Annotated in this window: 13 protein-coding genes; 8 read left to right on the top strand and 5 right to left on the bottom strand. The window is 55.7% G+C overall.

Annotated features, from left to right (window positions below; genetic code table 11):
* Positions 1-126 precede the first annotated feature (126 nt).
* The 5 genes from AC2FH0_RS04490 to miaA all read right to left on the bottom strand — a co-directional run bounded on the left by AC2FH0_RS04490 (position 127) and on the right by miaA (position 7,832).
* Complete coding sequence (locus AC2FH0_RS04490) at positions 127-2,214, bottom strand: dipeptide ABC transporter ATP-binding protein (RefSeq protein ID WP_142634241.1); 2,088 nt, start codon at positions 2,212-2,214, stop codon at positions 127-129.
* A gap of 92 nt (positions 2,215-2,306) precedes the next feature.
* Entirely contained in the window at positions 2,307-3,770 is a 1,464-nt protein-coding gene (locus tag AC2FH0_RS04485) for an ABC transporter permease (protein WP_142634239.1), read from the bottom strand.
* 13 nt (positions 3,771-3,783) lie between these two features.
* Complete coding sequence (locus AC2FH0_RS04480; protein WP_142634237.1) at positions 3,784-4,830, bottom strand: ABC transporter permease; 1,047 nt, start codon at positions 4,828-4,830, stop codon at positions 3,784-3,786.
* Positions 4,831-4,947: 117 nt separating this feature from the next.
* Positions 4,948-6,618, bottom strand: coding sequence for an ABC transporter substrate-binding protein (locus AC2FH0_RS04475; RefSeq protein WP_496690672.1), 1,671 nt, complete (start codon positions 6,616-6,618; stop codon positions 4,948-4,950).
* Between the two features lie 320 nt (positions 6,619-6,938).
* The gene (gene miaA / locus AC2FH0_RS04470) at positions 6,939-7,832 is read right to left on the bottom strand and encodes a tRNA (adenosine(37)-N6)-dimethylallyltransferase MiaA (RefSeq protein ID WP_496788678.1); all 894 of its coding nucleotides are present in this window, start codon (positions 7,830-7,832) and stop codon (positions 6,939-6,941) included.
* A gap of 95 nt (positions 7,833-7,927) precedes the next feature.
* On the opposite strand from miaA, the gene pyrH reads away from it, so the two are divergent.
* From pyrH to AC2FH0_RS04430, 8 genes are all read left to right on the top strand, one after another.
* The gene (gene pyrH, locus AC2FH0_RS04465) at positions 7,928-8,680 is read left to right on the top strand and encodes a UMP kinase (RefSeq protein WP_142634233.1); all 753 of its coding nucleotides are present in this window, start codon (positions 7,928-7,930) and stop codon (positions 8,678-8,680) included.
* 250 nt (positions 8,681-8,930) lie between these two features.
* The gene (locus AC2FH0_RS04460) at positions 8,931-10,157 is read left to right on the top strand and encodes an aminotransferase class V-fold PLP-dependent enzyme (protein WP_496788676.1); all 1,227 of its coding nucleotides are present in this window, start codon (positions 8,931-8,933) and stop codon (positions 10,155-10,157) included.
* 48 nt (positions 10,158-10,205) lie between these two features.
* Positions 10,206-11,630 carry a cryptochrome/photolyase family protein gene (locus AC2FH0_RS04455; protein ID WP_496788675.1) on the top strand — a complete coding sequence of 475 codons (1,425 nt, stop codon included), beginning with the start codon at positions 10,206-10,208 and terminating at the stop codon, positions 11,628-11,630.
* 69 nt (positions 11,631-11,699) lie between these two features.
* On the top strand, positions 11,700-12,908 hold the full coding sequence (locus tag AC2FH0_RS04450; protein ID WP_496687748.1) for a class I SAM-dependent methyltransferase: 1,209 nt from the start codon (positions 11,700-11,702) through the stop codon (positions 12,906-12,908).
* A 16-nt stretch (positions 12,909-12,924) separates the two neighbouring features.
* Entirely contained in the window at positions 12,925-13,365 is a 441-nt protein-coding gene (locus AC2FH0_RS04445) for a TrgA family protein (RefSeq protein WP_142634225.1), read from the top strand.
* Positions 13,366-13,393: 28 nt separating this feature from the next.
* Positions 13,394-14,512, top strand: a complete 1,119-nt coding sequence (locus AC2FH0_RS04440) for an NUDIX domain-containing protein (protein ID WP_496788673.1) — start codon at positions 13,394-13,396, stop codon at positions 14,510-14,512.
* A gap of 66 nt (positions 14,513-14,578) precedes the next feature.
* Entirely contained in the window at positions 14,579-15,613 is a 1,035-nt protein-coding gene (locus AC2FH0_RS04435; RefSeq protein WP_142634220.1) for a cysteine synthase A, read from the top strand.
* Complete coding sequence (locus AC2FH0_RS04430; protein WP_496709341.1) at positions 15,613-18,039, top strand: DUF3772 domain-containing protein; 2,427 nt, start codon at positions 15,613-15,615, stop codon at positions 18,037-18,039. Before AC2FH0_RS04435 ends, AC2FH0_RS04430 begins: the two co-directional genes overlap by 1 nt.
* The last annotated feature ends 12 nt before the right edge of the window (positions 18,040-18,051 follow it).

Here is an 18,051-nt window from a genome sequence, read left to right as displayed (position 1 = left end):
GCCGGATCAACAGGTGATGCGGCTTGGCCAAATCAGCGCGTTCAGTGACAGGCTGCTCGAGGTCGTGTCGCTTAATTAGGGCGCCGGAACCACCTTACCGACGCCCTTGTTGCGTACCCAATCCCATTACTCAGCGGCGATTTTTATGACGGGTTCCATACGTGCCAGGATGTCGTCTGCCAGATGGCATTTGACCTGATGACCGTCTGCCAGAGTTTTCACGGGTGGGACATCTCTTTCGCAAAGACCGTTGGGGACTTCGGATTTCCAGCGACAGCGGGTCTGAAACGGACAGCCAGGAGGCGGGTTCATCGCTGATGGGATGTCGCCTTCCAAGACGATGTGCTGCTTCTCGACCGATGTATCGGCGATGGGGACCGCGCTCAGCAAGGCTTCTGTATAGGGATGATAGGGCGGTGCAAACACCTGATCAGTGGTGCCCAGCTCGACCACATGGCCCAGATACATCACCATCACCCGGTCGCTGAGATAGCGTACGATCGACAGGTCGTGGCTGATGAACAGCAGTGTGGTTTTGTGCTCGCGTTGGATCTCCATCAGCAGGTCGGTTACCGCCGCCTGCACCGATACATCCAGCGCCGAGACCGGCTCATCCGCCACCACGATCCGCGCATCCCCGGCAAAGGCGCGGGCGATGCCGACACGCTGTTTCTGACCACCCGAAAGCTGTCGTGGCATCCGCTCGGCAAAGGCGCGGGGCAGTTTCACCAAGTCCAACAGTTCGAGCATCCGCTTCTTGCGCTCGGCCTCGGACTTACCGACGCCAAAGATTTCCAGAGCGCGGATGATCTGACGGCCCACGGTCATCGAAGGATTCAATGTGTCGAATGGATTCTGGAACACCATCTGAACCTCGCCCACCGTCTTGGCGTCGCGCTCTTCGATGGGCACGTCCTCGATATTGCGGTTGTCCAGCAGGATCTGCCCGTCCGTGGCCGTCTCCAACCCCATAAGAACTTTGGCAAAGGTGGATTTGCCGCAGCCGGATTCGCCCACAATGGCGAGTGTCTCGGATTCATGCGCCTCAAAGCTCAGCGTTTCGTTGGCTTTGACTACCTTCGCTTCGCCGCCGCCGAACAGTGCATTTGCCGCAACCTCATAGTATTTCTTGAGATTTTCCATCTTCAGAACAACGCGGCCAATCTCACCTTTTTCCTTTTGCTCGGCCAGGGTGATGGGCGCGTTCCAGTCGATCTCCTGAAATTTCAGACAGCGGGTATGATGCCGGTCATTGCCTGGCACGGCCTCCATCAGAATGTTCTGCGCGTCACAGCGACCTTCCTCGAAATAGTCGCAGCGTGGGCCAAAGTTGCAGCCCGGAGGGCGCTCATGTGGCAGGGGGAAATTGCCCGGAATGGCCACCAGCGGGCGCGCGTTCTTGTCCGCACCCGGCAGTGGAATCGACCGGAAGAGCGCCTGTGTATAGGGGTGCTGCATTTCGTCGAACACATCCTTGATCGAGCCGCGCTCGACCGCTTCGCCGGAATACATTACGCACAGCCGGTCGCAGGTTTCCAGCACCAGCCCCAGATTGTGGCTGATGAACAGCATAGAGGTGCCGTATTTCTTGCCCAGATCCTTGACCAGCTCGACCACCGCGGCCTCGACGGTCACGTCAAGCGCGGTGGTGGGCTCGTCCAGGATCAGCAACGATGGCTTGGACATCAGCGCCATCGCGATCACGATGCGCTGTTGCTGGCCTCCCGACAGCTGGTGGGGGAAAGAATTCAGCATCCGTTCAGGGTCGGGCAGGCGTACATCGGTGACCACTTCCAGCGCACGGGCATAGGCCTCGTCCTTGCTGACGCCCTCGTGGATCATCGGTACTTCCATCAGCTGCCGACCGATCTTCATCGCGGGATTCAGGCTGGCCATAGGTTCCTGATAGATCATGGCTATTTCATTGCCGCGAATATCGCGCAGTTCTTCGGCCGTCATCTCGGATAGGTCACGACCCTTGAACTTGATGGATCCGCCAACAACACGCCCGTTCTTGCCCAGATCCTGCATCACGCCCAACGCAACGGTGGATTTCCCGCACCCCGATTCCCCAACCAGCCCCACAGCTTCACCAGGCTGCACGCTGACCGAAAAATCCATCACTGCAGGGATCTCGCGCAACCGCGTGAAAAACGAAATCGACAGCTTGTCGATCTCCAATATCGGGCCCTCATAGGACGCAAGTTTGGTCATCTGTGTTGCTCCTCACCAGATCCCGGGGATCCCCTTCATCTGGCCAAAAATACCTCGGGGGTCCGGGGGCAGGGCCCCCGGCCGCTCATACATCAGTCCTTCAGACTTTCTTCGCGCAGGCCATCAGCCAACAGGTTCAACCCAAGAACCAGTGTCAACAGCGCCAGCGCAGGTGGCAGGGCAGGGTGCAGATAGATCGACAAGAGCTTGCGCCCTTCATTGATCGTCGACCCCCAATCGGGACTTTCGGGTGGTAGCCCGAGGCCAAAGAATCCCAAGGTTCCCAAAAGGATGGTCGTATAGCCAATGCGCAGACAGAAATCGACGATCAGCGGCCCGCGCGCATTGGGCAGGATTTCCCAAAGCATGATGTACCATGGACCTTCACCACGGGTTTGCGCTGCGGCAACATAATCGCGGGTTTTGATGTCCAACGCCAGGCCACGCACGATGCGGAATACCGTGGGTGAGTTTACGAAAACCACCGAAACGAACACGACCAGAATGCCGCCGGGGATATTGAACAGGTCCAGATAGGTGGGCAGTCCCCAGATGTTGTAGCTGTTGGTTTCGATGATGTAGCCGTCTGTTGAAATCAGAGATAGATAGAGCCACATCGCGATGCCCAACACTCCGATCAGCAGAGGTGTGCGGAAATTGGGCCGCGTATAGAACCGCGAATTCAGCAGGACGCAAAGAAACAGGATCGGAAAGACGAACAACACAGCTGCCATATAGTTTGGCACACCGGTTGCCACGATCTCGGGCGTGACCAGCAGATAGAACAGCAGGATTACCGGGAAGGCCAGGATCAGGTTTGCCAGGAAGGACAGGAACGTGTCCAGACGTCCGCCATAAAACCCCGCAGGCAGGCCCAGAGTAATCCCGACCATGAAGGCAAATATGGTTGCCATCGGTGCGATCTGCACCACGATCCATGCCCCTTTGACCATCCGGCTGAACACATCGCGGGCCAGATTGTCCCCACCCAGTAGATACCAGGAATATGTTCCGTCCTCAGTGCTGGGCATTGGAGTTCCGGGCAACTTGTTCTTCATACCTGAAACTTGCGCCAGCGGATCATGCGTGACGATCAGGTCCAACGCACCAAAAATGCCGGTAAAGACCCAGAACATCACAAGGCCAAAACCGATCATGCCGATGGGGCTGTCAAACAGTTTGCCGTAAAGGCCCAGCTTGCGCTTGAAGGCGATCGACATTGCAAACAGGATGATCAGCGACATCCAGACAGGTAAAAACTGCCGAGAGATCGCTCCGATAATCCCGGCGCTTGTCCCCATCAAAATGCCAAGCACTACATAGGCCAGACACAGTGCAACGCAGGCGAAAAAGCTGTATCTCAGCGCGATCTGCGTAAGGCCGCGCAGGCCGGTATCTGCATTGATTGTGCCGTCGATATTCACGACGACCGGCGTTTCGGGCAACACGATGCTGCCCAAGATCCAGACGATGATTGATACCCCTAGTGCAACCAATGCGATCATCAGCAAGGGGTTCAGAATGGCGATAGAGCCGGTCCAGGTAAGTGGTTCCATGTTCTGTCCCTCCTTACGAAATTCGGATGCGTGGGTTGAGGTAGACATAGCCGATATCCGAGATCAGCTGCGTTACTAGCACCACAAAGACCGACACTACCGAAATCGCCAGCAGAAGCTGGATGTCGTTATTGCCTGCTGCCTGAACCAGCGCCCAGCCGAAACCTTTATAGTTAAACAGGGTCTCGACGATCACCACGCCGTTCAGCAGCCAGGGAAACTGCAGCATGATGACTGTGAACGGTGCGATCAGCGCGTTTCGCAGCGCGTGCTTCATAACGATATTCGGGAAGGAAACACCTTTGAGCCGCGCGGTACGGATATATTGCGCCGTCATCACCTCGGTCATCGAGGCGCGGGTCATACGAGCGATATAGCCCATCCCGTAGAGAGCAATAGTCAGTACCGGTAGGAAGAAGTTTTCAAAGGTTGGGTTCTCCATCGCCTGTGTCGCGGTGCCTTTGAACCATTTCAGGCCAACGGCGGACGAAGTGAAGATCGCGATAAAGATCACGCCCGAGACATATTCCGGGGTCGCTGTCGTCGTGATGGCGAATGTTGAAAGGGTCCGGTCGGTGGCCGATCCTTCTTTCATACCCGCAAGCACCCCAAGGATCAGCGCCGAAGGGACCATCAGCAACATAACCCAAAGCATCAACCGACCGGTCAGAGCCAACCGGGTGCCAACAACTTTCGAAACTTCCTCTTTGAAAACGGACGAGTATCCCCAGTATCCCTGCAGGATGCCACAGAAGCTTGGCGAGCTTTCTGCGGTTTCACCGGGCAGGATACATCTTCCTTGTACGCTGCCGTCTTCGTTGGTGTGCCGATAGGATGGCAGCACGCCCAACCACTCGCCGTATTTGATCGGCGTCGGCTGCAGATACCCGTTTTTCAGAAGATAGCTTTCAACCTGTTCGTCGGACATCCGAAAATTGCCCTGCGTTTTCGCAAGCTTTTCGAGGTTTGGATACAGGTTGGTGAGGAAGAAGACCAAGAATGTCAGGCACAAAGCTGTGATGAGCATGATGCCGACACGCTTTAGAATGAATAGTCCCATATTAGCCCCTGTTGGTGGCCAGTGCAGGTGTCAAAAGCCCCACACTTCGCTGTTTTTTGGTCGCCACGATACGGACGAAAAAGCCGCGCCCAATCGGCGCGGCTTGTATATGTCGGCTTAGGAAAGAATGCCGAACTTATAGATTTGTGGCAGGTCGGCGATGTGCTTTTCAACCCCAACCATATTGTCCCGGTGGTGACGCATCGCCGTCCGCCAATAGGGTTGGATGGTCACGCCTTCTTCGATCATGATCGCCTGCAGCTTGGCCATGACTTCGCGACGTTTGTCGACATCCGCGATCGAGTTTGCCTCGGCCAGAAGCGCGTCGAACTCGTCATTGGCGAAACCAGCCTCGTTCCAGGCTACGCCCGATTTGTAGGCCAGCGCCAGAACCTGCGTGCCCAGCGGGCGGTGGTTCCAGTTGGTCGACGAGAAGGCGTATTTCGTCCAGTCGTTCCAGAAGGTCGAACCCGGAAGAACTGTATGACGTGCCTTGATGCCAGCATCGTTCAACTGAGCGACCACGGCCGCGGTCGTGTTGCGGCGCCAGTCGTCGTCGATGGACTGAACCTCATGCTCGAAGTCACCCATTCCGGCCTCGTCCATCAGCGCTTTGGCCGCTGCGGGATCAAAGGGCAGGCGGGTCACAGCCGAGTCATATTCCGGGTGCATCGGGCCAACATGGCAGTTGTCGGCAGGAATGCCGTATCCTGACATGCCCAGCTCCAGGCAGACGGCGTTGTCGACGGCCATGGCCAGGGCCTGCCGCACACGTTTGTCGGCGTAGATCTTGTTGCCGTCGGCATCTTCGGCCAGCTGGTTCGGGCGGATGACGATGGTAAAGCCCGATGGGATCTCGGACCGTGTCAGACCGATGCTGTCAAAGATGTCTACGAATTCGCCGACCGACTCCCAGTTCATGTCGATCTCTTCGGCCTCATAAGCAGCCAGGAAGGCCGCAGGGTCGGTGCCGTAGTCGATGAATTCGATCCGATCGATATAGCCACCCTTGCCCGCAGCATATCCCCACCAGTCGTGCTCTTCATTGCGGACCAGTACACCCTTTACGCCCACTTCGTGGCTTTCAGGGATCATGAAGCCAGTGCCAATCGGATTGGCCAGCATATTGTTGGGATCGTGGCTGCTGTGCACGATGGCTGCCGGATAGTCGGCCATACCTGGAATGATCGTGATATCGGGCGTGTTGCAGGTCAGCTTGACCGTGTGATCATCGACCACAGTGATTGCACCTTCACCCGCTTTCTGGGTTGCCTCGTCAACCAGGGATGACATGCGCGATGCCATCGAGTTCCCCTCGACTGCCGCGTCACACCACATTTCGATGTTGCGGGCGACATCCGCTGCGGTGAAGTCATCACCATTGTTCCACTTGACGCCTTTGCGAACGTTCAGCGTGTGCTCAGTCGCGTCATCGTTGGATTCCCAGCTTTCCAGCAACATCGGCTTGAACGAACCGTCATTGTTGTATTCGACCAGATATTCCAGCCAGCCAGCCGTGAAGGTCGCAATTTGCGTCCAGTCATAAGTACGTGGATCTTTCAGGCCGCGCACTTCCATCTGATAGCGGATAGTTCCACCGCGCGGTGGCTCTTGTGCTTGTGCCGGAGACGCCAGGCCGATCATTCCATAGGCGGCGGGGACGGTAACCCCCAATGCCGTCACGCGCGCCAAAAACTCGCGGCGGCTTAGTTGCCCGTCGCGGTACTCTTGCGCGTGCATTTCCGCGGCACGATGGATCGGCGCTCCGGTAATGGTTTGGTGTTTCATTAATGTCTCTCCCTGTGACATCGATTTTGATGAAGTAGCTCTGAACCGCTCAGACCAGTTGGTGCCAGGCAGCAGGTTCGTGTGTTCTTTTTTGGATAAGCAGCATCCCCATGGCGTCATTCGGCACCAGATTTCCCATGAGGTCAATGTCGGAAATCGTCATCAACTGCACAAAAGCGACATGCTGGGGCCGAAGTTTCCGTCATCGCGGATGCTTAATCTGTGCTCTAGGTAATTCGAATAAGTGACCGCCAATCAGATTCGATCACTTCGAATCTTCGGTTGGTGTCCTGAAAATGGGTTTGTAACGACTTTAAGTATCACTTTGATAAATCAGCGCGAATCCAGTTTCTCATGCGAGCGCGAAACCACGTGCGCTGACGTTTGGCAAATTGACGGGTCGAGATTGTGGCGCGCTCGCGCGCGTCATCCAGTGTGATACGGCCTTCAAGATAGGCTACCAACTCGGGAACGCCGATGGCCTTGAAAGACGGCAGCGAGGCGTCATACCGGTTTCGCATCGCCTCAACTTCTTCCAAAGCACCACTTTCCAGCATCAGGTCAAACCGGCGCCTGATCCGATTCAATAGCCATTCTTTGTCGACATCAAACACAATGGGCACGGCGTCTTGCGGGTTCAGAACCGGAGGTGGGGTGTCGGCTTGCCAGTCCCGCAAGCTGCGCCCGGTGGCTTGCTGAACTTCCCACGCACGTTGAACGCGGGCGCGATTCCGGGTGTCAATCCCGGCCAGGGTTTTGGCATCGACCCCATCAATCAGTGTAGCTAGGTCCAGTTGATCCGCGGCAGCCCGAACTTTGGTCGGAGTCGCCGGGATATCGGCCATACCTTCGGTCAGGGCAGAAAAATACAAACCTGTACCGCCCACAATGATGGGGCGCTTTCCGCCGGACAGCAATGGCTTGACCTCGCGCAACCAGTGGCCAGTCGAATAGTTCTGATCATAAGGCACATGACCATAAAGCAGATGTGGCGCGCGGGCTTCTTCCTCGGCGGAGGGACGCGCCGAGATCACGCGCCAGCAATCATAAACCTGGCTTGCGTCTGCATTGACGATCACGCCGCCGAACGTTTCGGCGATCTTCAGCGCCAATGCTGATTTCCCCGATGCGGTGGGCCCGGCGATCAAGACGGGTTTGTCGTCAGGAATAGGGGGAAGGCGGTCCCAAAACTGCGTCATCTTGGCATTGGCCATTCAGGTTGCCTCATTCCTCATCATCCGCATTGAACCCGCGGAGCTTTTGCTTCATTTTGCGCCGGAATTAAACCCGTGCCAGCCCGGAGCGCAACATGACCCTTTCCCCCACAACCGACACTGTCGATACAACCAAGGCGAAATACAGCCGAGTGATGCTGAAGATTTCGGGCGAGGCGCTGATGGGAGATCAGGGTTTTGGCCTGCATCCGCCCACCGTTCAGCGCATCGCGCAAGAGGTGAAGTCAGTTCACGATCTAGGGGTCGAGATTTGTATGGTCATCGGTGGTGGCAACATCTTTCGCGGTCTCAGCGGTTCAGCTCAGGGGATGGAACGGACGACGGCGGATTACATGGGTATGCTGGCTACGGTAATGAATGCGCTTGGCATGCAATCGGCGCTTGAGGAGGTTGGCGTGTTTACTCGTGTGATCTCGGCCATTCGTATGGATGAGGTTTGCGAGCCTTACATCCGCCGCCGCGCTGTGCGGCATCTGGAAAAGAAACGGGTCTGCATCTTTGCCGCTGGAACAGGGAATCCGTATTTCACCACAGATACCGCAGCGACACTGCGCGCCAATGAGATGGCTTGCGAGGCGATCTTTATGGGTAAGAACGGCGTGGACGGTGTCTATGACAAAGACCCCAAAGAACATTCGGACGCGGTGCGTTATGACTCGGTCAGCTACGATGACGTGTTGGCAAAGCGGCTGAAAGTCATGGATGCATCGGCCATTGCGCTAGCGCGCGACAATAACCTGCCTCTGATCGTATTCGGATTGGATGAGCCGGGCGGTTTCCGCGGTATCCTGGCCGGTGAGGGAACCTACACAAAAGTTCAAGGCTGACACCCGAACGGTACTCATTTTCAAGGCTGGGCATGATTGCCCGGCTTTTTCTTTGGTTCAGGGCACAGTGTTCTTGACGATGGCAAAAGCTGTGGGCAATTTGTCGGCGTACTTGCGCGGCAAAGGCGCAGGTTCTGCGGGCACCTGAACGTGTCGGCTGGGCTGGAAGACCTGCCATGATTTCTGAGGGTTCCGAAATCATGCTCGGGCACCTCTTGGATAGGCAAGCATGATCAAGGAGGCACGTGCCATGAGCACTCTGGATATCAATTTCGTTCGGTCGCAGTTCCCAGCTTTTTCCGAACCCAGCCTACAGGGACAGGCATTTTTCGAAAATGCTGGTGGATCATATACTTGCAAGCCGGTGCTTGATCGTTTGACGCGCTATTACACCCAGCGCAAGGTTCAGCCCTATGCCCCCTATGATGCCAGCCGTCTGGCCGGAGAGGAAATGGACGAGGCCCGCGCCCGAATGGCTGCGATCATGGGTGTGGATGCAGATGAACTGAGCTTTGGCCCGTCGACCACGCAGAACACCTATGTTCTGGCGCAGGCATTCCGACAGTGGATGCAGCCGGGTGATGCGATTGTCGTGACAAATCAAGATCATGAGGCCAATTCGGGGCCTTGGCGCCGTCTTGCTGATGAAGGCATAGAGGTTCGCGAATGGCAGATAGACCCCGAATCCGGATCTCTGAACCCGCAGGATCTTGAGGACATTCTGGACGAAAAGGTGCGTCTGGTCTGTTTTCCGCATTGTTCGAACGTGGTCGGGGAAATCAATCCGGTTACCGAGATAACTGCGATTGCACATGCGGCAGGCGCGTTTGTCTGCGTCGACGGTGTCTCTTACGCGCCGCATGGATTTCCGAATATCGGTGATCTGGGACCGGATATCTATCTGTTTTCGGCGTATAAAACCTATGGCCCTCATCAGGGATGCATGGTGATCCGCCGGGCATTGGGTGAGCTGTTGCCCAATCAGGGGCACTATTTCAACGGCGATGTTCTTTATCAACGCTTTACCCCTGCAGGGCCGGATCACGCACAGATCGCCGCCAGTGCGGGGATGGCGGATTACGTCGATCTTTTATGCGAACATCATGACGGACCCGGAACTGGTGCTGCAGCGCGGGGGGCGTTTGTCCACGACCTGATGCGCGGGCACGAGATCGCCCTGCTACAACCGGTTCTGGATGCGGTTAAAGATCGCAATGCAGTCCGTCTGATCGGAACCTCTGATGCCTCGCGGCGTGCGCCAACGGTCGCGCTGGCGCTGAACCGAAATGCTGAATCTGTTGCTGCCAGTCTTGCATCGCATGGGGTTATGGCCGGTGGCGGAGATTTCTATGCCGTGCGTCCTTTGCAGGCCATGGGTGTGGATCTGGATCAAGGTGTTTTGCGAGTCAGCTTTACGCATTACACATCGAAACGGGAAATTGATCAGCTTTTGAATGCGTTGGACGCTGTTTTGTGATCCAGTTCTGGCACTGCTGCGTAGAAAGGTAAACAATACGGAGCAGTCATGGGACCCAAGAGCCCGCCGATAATTATGTGGTTCCGACAGGATTTGCGACTGTCGGACCATCCTGCACTCAGCGCTGCTTCGGCAACGGGGCGGCCAATCATTCCGGTCTATATTTTCGACGATCTCGGGCAGGCCTTGGGTGCGGCTCCTAAATGGCGCCTCGGCAAGGGCCTTGAGGTGTTTGACCGCGCGTTGGCGCAGTTGGGAAGCCGTCTGATCTTGCGGCGCGGGGATGCGTTGGAGGTTATGCAAAACCTGATCAAGGAAACCGGATCCACCGAGGTCTATTGGTCTCGGGCTTACGATCCGGACACGATTGCCCGAGATACAAGGATCAAGACGGCTCTGACCAAACTGGGCGTACAGCCCAAATCGTTTTCCGGGCACCTGCTTTTTGAGCCCTGGACCGTCCAGACCAATACCGGAACGCCTTTTCGCGTGTTTACACCAATGTGGCGATCGGTACAGAGACGCGAGGTTCCATTTCCACATGCGCGACCCGCCGCGCTGGCCCCGCCGAAGGAATGGCCGCATACAGATACTCTGGAGTCGTGGGGATTGGCCGCGGGAATGAACCGCGGGGCATCAGTTTGCGCCCGCTATGTACAGCCAGGGGAAGACGCAGCGTTCAAAACGCTCCATCGGTTCTTGGAACGGCTTTCGGGGTATCCCGAAGCCCGGGATCAACTGGCCGAGGATGGAACGTCGGGCATTTCCGAATATTTATCGCTGGGTGAGATTGGACCGCGTAGCGTCTGGCACGCCCTCCAGGGCGCAGAGATGTTCGGCATGTCCGGTACCGAAGCCTATTTGCGGCAGTTGGTTTGGCGTGAATTTGCCTATCATTTGATGTTCCATACGCCTCATTTGTTAAGCAACAACTGGAAACCGGAATGGGATCAGTTCCCTTGGGGCCAGAACGTCTCTAGCCCCGAGATCATTGCTTGGAAGCAGGCAAGGACAGGCATTCCCGTGGTCGATGCTGGGTTGCGACAGATGTACGTCACAGGTCGCATGCACAATCGCGCACGGATGATTGTCGCCAGTTATTTGACCAAACATCTGATGGCGCACTGGAAAATCGGTATGGGCTGGTTTTCCGATTGCCTGACCGATTGGGATCCGGCCTCAAATGCGATGGGTTGGCAATGGGTTGCTGGGTCCGGCCCAGATGCGTCCCCGTTTTTCCGTATTTTTAACCCCGAGGCGCAGCAAAAAAAATATGATCCCTATTGCGACTATGTGCGGAAATGGGTGGCCGAAGGACAATCAAACCCGCCCTCAAGCGCACTTGATTATTTTGAAGCCATTCCCTGCAAGTGGGGTCTTGATCCGTCCGCGCCATACCCAAACCCTGTTGTGGGTTTGGCCGAAGGGCGCGCGCGCGCCTTGTCGGCCTACGAGGGCCGAAAAAGCCGGTAAAGAACTGAAAACTTGCCAGAAACACAAACTCGTTTTAGCCTTCTACAACAACCGCACAGGGGAGAGCGGATGGTTCTAACTACAATCGAAGGGCAGACAGACCTGCCAAGATATTTTGCACATGTTCTGAATATGCTGAACCAGATGGAGCAGGGGCAGCTTGATATTGCCTTGCCAGACGGTCGTGTATTTCGAACCGAAGGCAAACGCCCTGGGCCTGTCGCACGGGTCGATATTCACAATCCGGACGTATTTGCACGACTTATCCGGGAGGGTGAGCTGGGGTTTTCAGACGGATATCTGGAAGGCGATTGGAGCACACCAGATCTGCGTGCCTTCATGGATCTAGTGCATCTGGGTACCGAGACCGTGTACGACGATTTCACCGGGAAATTTCTGGTACAGGCCTATGAACGCCTGCGCTTTTGGTTGCATCGAAACAACCGTCGACAGGCTAAAAAGAATATCTCTTATCATTACGATTTAGGTAATGAATTCTATGGGTTATGGCTAGATGATACCATGACCTATTCCAGTGCCTTGTTCGAAACCGGACAGGAAAGCTTGGAAAAGGCACAAACCGCTAAATACGCCAGTCTGGTTGATGAAATGGGTGCCAAACCCGGTGACCATATTCTGGAAATTGGCTGCGGATGGGGTGGTTTCGCCGAATATGCAGCAAAAGAGCGTGGCCTGCGGGTCACAGGCTTGACGATCAGCAAGGAACAGTTGAGCTTTGCCCGTCAACGCATTGAAAAAGAAGGACTTACAGATTTAGTTGATCTGAAGCTGCAGGATTATCGTGACGAACGGGGCCAATATGACGGGATCGCCTCTATTGAGATGTTCGAGGCGGTTGGTCAGAAATATTGGCCGGTCTATTTCGACACTATCCGTGATCGCTTAAAACCTGGCGCACAGGCAACCTTGCAAATCATTACCGTCGGCGATCATCGCTGGGATGTGTATAAGAATGGTGTTGATTTCATTCAGAAATATATCTTTCCGGGGGGGATGCTTCCGGCTCCGACAATTCTGCAGGAGCAGGTGGAGAATGCGGGTCTGACCGTGGTGAAGTCAAAAGAATTCGGCAAAAGCTATGATCTGACACTGCGCCGCTGGTACGAGACGTTCAATGACAAATGGGACGAGATTTCGGGAATGGGGTTTGATGAGCGTTTTCGCCGCATGTGGAATTATTATTTGACCGCTTGCGGCGCGGCCTTTGACACCGGCAACTGTGATGTGACACAGATCACCATAGCGAAACCTACTTAGTAAACGGACCTTTAGAATGCCCAGCGCCTCACGTCTTGTCGCAGCCCTTTGTCTGGCGGTGGTGGCATTTCTGGTTTCCAGCATGATCATAGCAAATGGTGAAGAAGGCAAAAGCTATGGCTACTTCACTGTCGTCAACATGGCCCTTGGGGTCGCGTGTGGTTGGAAAATCATGGGTAAGCGAACCGGCAAAGGGTGGACCGCTGCCGTCAATAACGGACTGACAGGCATTGCCTCGCTGGTGTTTTGGGGTCTTTTCGTTCAGGGCACCTATGAGATGTTCCGCTTGGCCATGCGCCACCGCTATGACGGCCCGTTCGAGGCCCTTATGGCGATATTCAAGATTGGCGTTGGCTATGGCGAACAGTTGTTAGCTCCGGAAATTCTGTGGACTTTGGCTATTGGCGCTCTTATCGCCGGTTTGGCGACGGAAGAAGCAAGCCGCCGCTGGCGCTAGCACCCAAATACCAACGCGAGATACCTTTGTGAACGATCTGTTTTTCTATGGCACGCTTCGGCATCTGCCACTGCTGCAACTGGTGCTTGGCCGTCCGCTGTCACGCTTGACTTTGTCAGAGGCCAAGCTGAAGGATCACGCGGTTTACAGCGTGCGCGACGAGGCATTTCCGATGATCCAGCCAGAACGTGGGGGCGTTGCGGATGGCCTTCTGGTTCAGGGCCTCGAACCCGAGGATTTCAGGCGACTGATTTTCTATGAAGGGGGGTTTGATTATGATCTGCAGCTGCAGCCCGTTGAACTGCCCGATGGCTCTGTTGTCGAAGTCAGCGTGTTCTTTCCCGAGCCTGACCTGTGGTCGCCCGGTGAGCTATGGTCCTTGCAGGACTGGGCAGACGCGTGGGCGGATTTGACCCTAACCGCCGCGCAAGAGGTCATGGGCTATTACGGCAAGGCCGATGCCCTCAAGATCGCGCGCAGTTTTCCATCGATCCGAACCCGCGCCTGGGCCAAGCTGGCTGCACGCAAACGCGGAACCGGTGACGCGCGTGATCCGAAGAAGGATGTGATCGTACACGAGCATACCCATGCCTATATTGACTATTTCGGCATGCAGGAGGTTCAGCTTCAACACCGAAGGAATGACGGCACGATGGGGTCGGTGCTGAACCGCAACGGATTGATGCAGGGCAGTGCTGTGGTGGTTCTGCCATATGATCCGAGGCGTGATGCGGTGCTTTTGGTTGAACAATTTCGGACACCGGTTTTCCTGATCGAAGACCCCGAGCCGTGGATGTGGGAACCCGTTGCAGGCATGATTGACCCGGGTGAAACGCCGCAACAGGCAGCGCGGCGTGAGGCGATGGAAGAGGCCCAGATCAGCCTCAAGTCGCTTGAATTTGCCGGAGAGGCCTATTCGTCCAGCGGATCGTCCACCGAATACGTCTATCTTTACGTAGGGTTGGCCGATCTTGAGAAAACGATAGACGATGGCGGGCTTGCCTCGGAAGGTGAGGATATCCGCACCAAAATCATTCCCTTTGCTCAGTTCATGGATCAAGTCGACGGGCATGGGTTCAAGGATTTGCCGCTATTGTCACTGGCGCATTGGCTGGCTCGGCACAGAGACAGGCTGCGTGGGGCGTGATCGCGGCTTGTGGTTGTTGCGCAGCATCTGTAAATCTTCGTTGATACGTAAAGAAATGAGGGCGCCATGCGCATTGCGAAAGACCTTGCCGACGCAGTAGGGAAAACTCCGTTGATCCGGCTGCGCCGTATCAGTGAGGAAACCGGGTGTGAAATTCTTGGCAAGGCCGAGTTCATGAATCCTGGTCAATCGGTCAAGGACCGTGCCGCTCTTTATATCATTCGCGATGCCATAGCACGGGGCGACCTGAAACCTGGGGGCACCATCGTTGAAGGCACCGCTGGAAACACCGGTATCGGTCTGGCGCTTGTCGGGGCGTCGATGGGCTTCAAGACCGTGATCGTGATCCCGGAGACCCAGTCCGAAGAAAAGAAAGACATGCTGCGTCTTGCGGGTGCACAGTTGGTTCAGGTCCCGGCAGCGCCGTATCGCAACCCGAACAACTTTGTACATTACTCTCGCCGTCTGGCTGAAGAACTGGCGCAGACGGAACCCAATGGCGCAATCTGGGCCAATCAGTTCGACAACGTCGCCAACCGTCAGAGCCATGTCGAGACCACCGGCCCCGAGATCTGGGAGCAAACCGGCGGTAAGGTCGACGGCTTTGTCAGTGCGGTTGGTTCAGGTGGCACGTTGGCCGGTGTGGCCGAGGCCCTGCAGCCCAAAGGCGTCAAGATCGCATTGGTCGATCCGATGGGGGCCGGGTTGTATTCCTATTACAAAACCGGTGAGATCGCGATGGAGGGAAGCTCGATCGCGGAAGGTATCGGGCAGGTGCGGATCACCAAGAACCTTGAGGGGTTCAAACCGGATTTCGCCTATCAGATGACGGATAACGAAGCGTTGCCATATATTTTTGACCTTCTGCGCGACGAAGGTCTGGTCATGGGCGGATCGACCGCCATCAACATGGCTGGCGCCGTGCGCCTGGCCAAGGATCTGGGTCCGGGCCATACCATTGTTACGATTCTGTGTGATTATGGCACGCGCTATCAATCCAAGCTGTTCAACCCGGAGTTCCTGCGCGAAAAAGAATTGCCTGTTCCTGATTGGATGACCGAGGCGCCGCGTAGCATTCCGGGCGTTTTCGAGGACGTATGATGTTGCGGCAGGTCCGCCTGTTTCTGGCCCTTGTTTCACTTTTGTTTGCAGTTCTGTCTGGCCCTGCAACGGCCCAGCTTTCGGATCGGCAAAGTGACTACTATCAGGGTTGGGTAAAAACGGCGGATCGGGCCGAAGATGTGATCGAGGCCAATCGGGCCTCGAACGCTTCGCTGGAAAATCTGCGATCGGAAATTCATACCTATCGAGATGTTTTCAACAGCGCGCGTGGTGCAAATACCGAACGTATTCAGACCCTTGAAAGCCAGATCAAGGCTTTGGGTCCCGGACCGGAAGGTGATGCAACCGAACCGGAAGACATTGCTACGCTGCGTTCACATCTTGAAAACCAACTGAACGCGCTGCGGGTGCCGCATATCATTTCCGACGAGGCCTTCAGTCGCGCCAACGGACTGATCGCAGAAATTGACCAGATCCTGCGAAATAGGCAGAAAAAAGAGCTGTTGGAGCGCGGCCCATCGCCACTGAACCCCAGCTATTGGCGACCAGCCTGGGTTGACCTGACTGAAGCGGGCCGAAGCCTTTTCAACGAGGCTGTGCAGAACTACCAAACAGACGTGGTGCATGAGCAGCTTCGCAAACAGGGGCTTGGAATTCTTTTGCTGGTCTTCGTGGCCATTGTTTTGCTGGGCTATGGAAAACGTTGGTCCGAGGCTGCTGGGAACTATCTGCGTACCATAGGGGGGCAGGGAACTGGCGTATGGACATTCCTGACATCGCTGTTTCGGATAATTCTGCCATGGCTGGGTGTTTTGTTGCTGGTAAAAGCCGTCGTCTTGACGGGGATATTGGGATTGCGGGGAACCCTTCTGATACAAAACGTACCGTTCTGGGCGGCCATTGTTCTGTACTACGACTGGATTGGTCGTCAGGTCTATGTAATGCAGCAGGCGCAGGGTTTCAGAAAGCTCTCGCCAAAGCGGATCACCGAGCTTCGAATCTACCTGGATCTGCTTGCCGTTTTTCTCATTTTGCATGATCTTGGGAACCTTTTCGAACAGATCGAGAATACTTCGGATGCGACGCGCGCGGTTGTGGGCTTCCCAGTTATTCTTGCAACTGCTCTGGTTCTGTTGCGTGCGCGGCAGATACGGCTTGCCGAGGTGCAGGCAGAACCTGATGGCAATGCCCGTGGAACCGGGGTCATCCAGCTGGTCGAATTCTTGCGCCGAGCATTGTTCCTGTTGGGAGTTGTCAGCCCAGTTCTGGCTGCCATCGGTTATAACAACGCGGCTGAGGCCATTGTTTTTCCAGCGGTAAAATCGTTGATCCTGATTGCCGCACTGATCATCCTTCAACGATTCCTGACTTCGGTTTATGGATTGATAACCCGCAAGGGTGAGGCAGCCCGGGACACATTGTTTTCGGTTCTGATTGGCTTTGCCATGGCCATTTTGGCCCTGCCGGTTCTGGCGCTGATCTGGGGCGCACGCGAGACCGATTTGTTAGAGGCATGGTCGCGGCTCCTTTTGGGGTTCGACATTGGGGGCGTGACCGTCTCGCCCAGTAATTTCTTTACTTTTCTGGTGGTTTTCCTGATCGGATACGGACTGACACGCGCCCTGCAGGGTGGGTTGCGGACCTCTTTGTTGCCAAAGACGAGCATTGATCCCGGTGGTCAAAACGCGATTGTTTCAGGGACGGGGTATGTCGGTATCTTTCTGGCAGCCTTGGTCGCTATCATGGTTGCGGGTTTCGATCTGTCGTCTCTGGCCATCGTGGCCGGGGCGCTCTCTGTCGGGATCGGATTTGGTCTGCAAACCATTGTCTCGAACTTTGTGTCCGGCATTATCCTTTTGGTCGAACGTCCGATCTCAAAAGGCGATTGGATCGACGTAAACGGGATGATGGGTTATGTGCGCGACATCTCGGTACGCTCGACCCGGATTGAGACCTTCGATCGAACAGATGTCATTGTCCCGAACTCGGACCTGATCAGCGGTGTTGTCACCAACTATACCCGTGGAAATACGATCGGACGCGTCATTGTCCCGGTCGGGGTGGCCTATGGTACCGATACCCGCGTGGTTGAGACAATCCTGGGCGAAATCGCCAACGCACATCCGATGGTATTGGCGAATCCGGCACCCAGCGTTGTGTTTCAGGGGTTCGGTGCGGATTCTCTGGACTTTGAAATCCGCGCCATTTTGCGGGATGTGAATTGGGTTCTTTCGGTGAAGTCCGACATGAACCATGAGATCAATCGCCGCTTTGTCGAAGAGGGGATCGAGATTCCGTTTGCTCAGCGTGATGTCTGGCTGCGAAACCCCGAGGCCCTTCAATCGTCAGGTAATGCGCAAATGCCCCCATCTGAGCCTGTTTCAGCGACAAAAGCGCCCCCGGCCTCTTCGCCCGCCGAATTGACCGAGGCTGATCTTTCCGACGGAGATGGTGACGAACCCTGAGGCAAGTTCGGA

It is taken from the genome of Ruegeria sp. CDSC051 (assembly GCF_059610665.1).
Note: the sequence above shows the minus strand (reverse complement) of the source record. Positions and strands in the feature narration are given on the sequence as shown.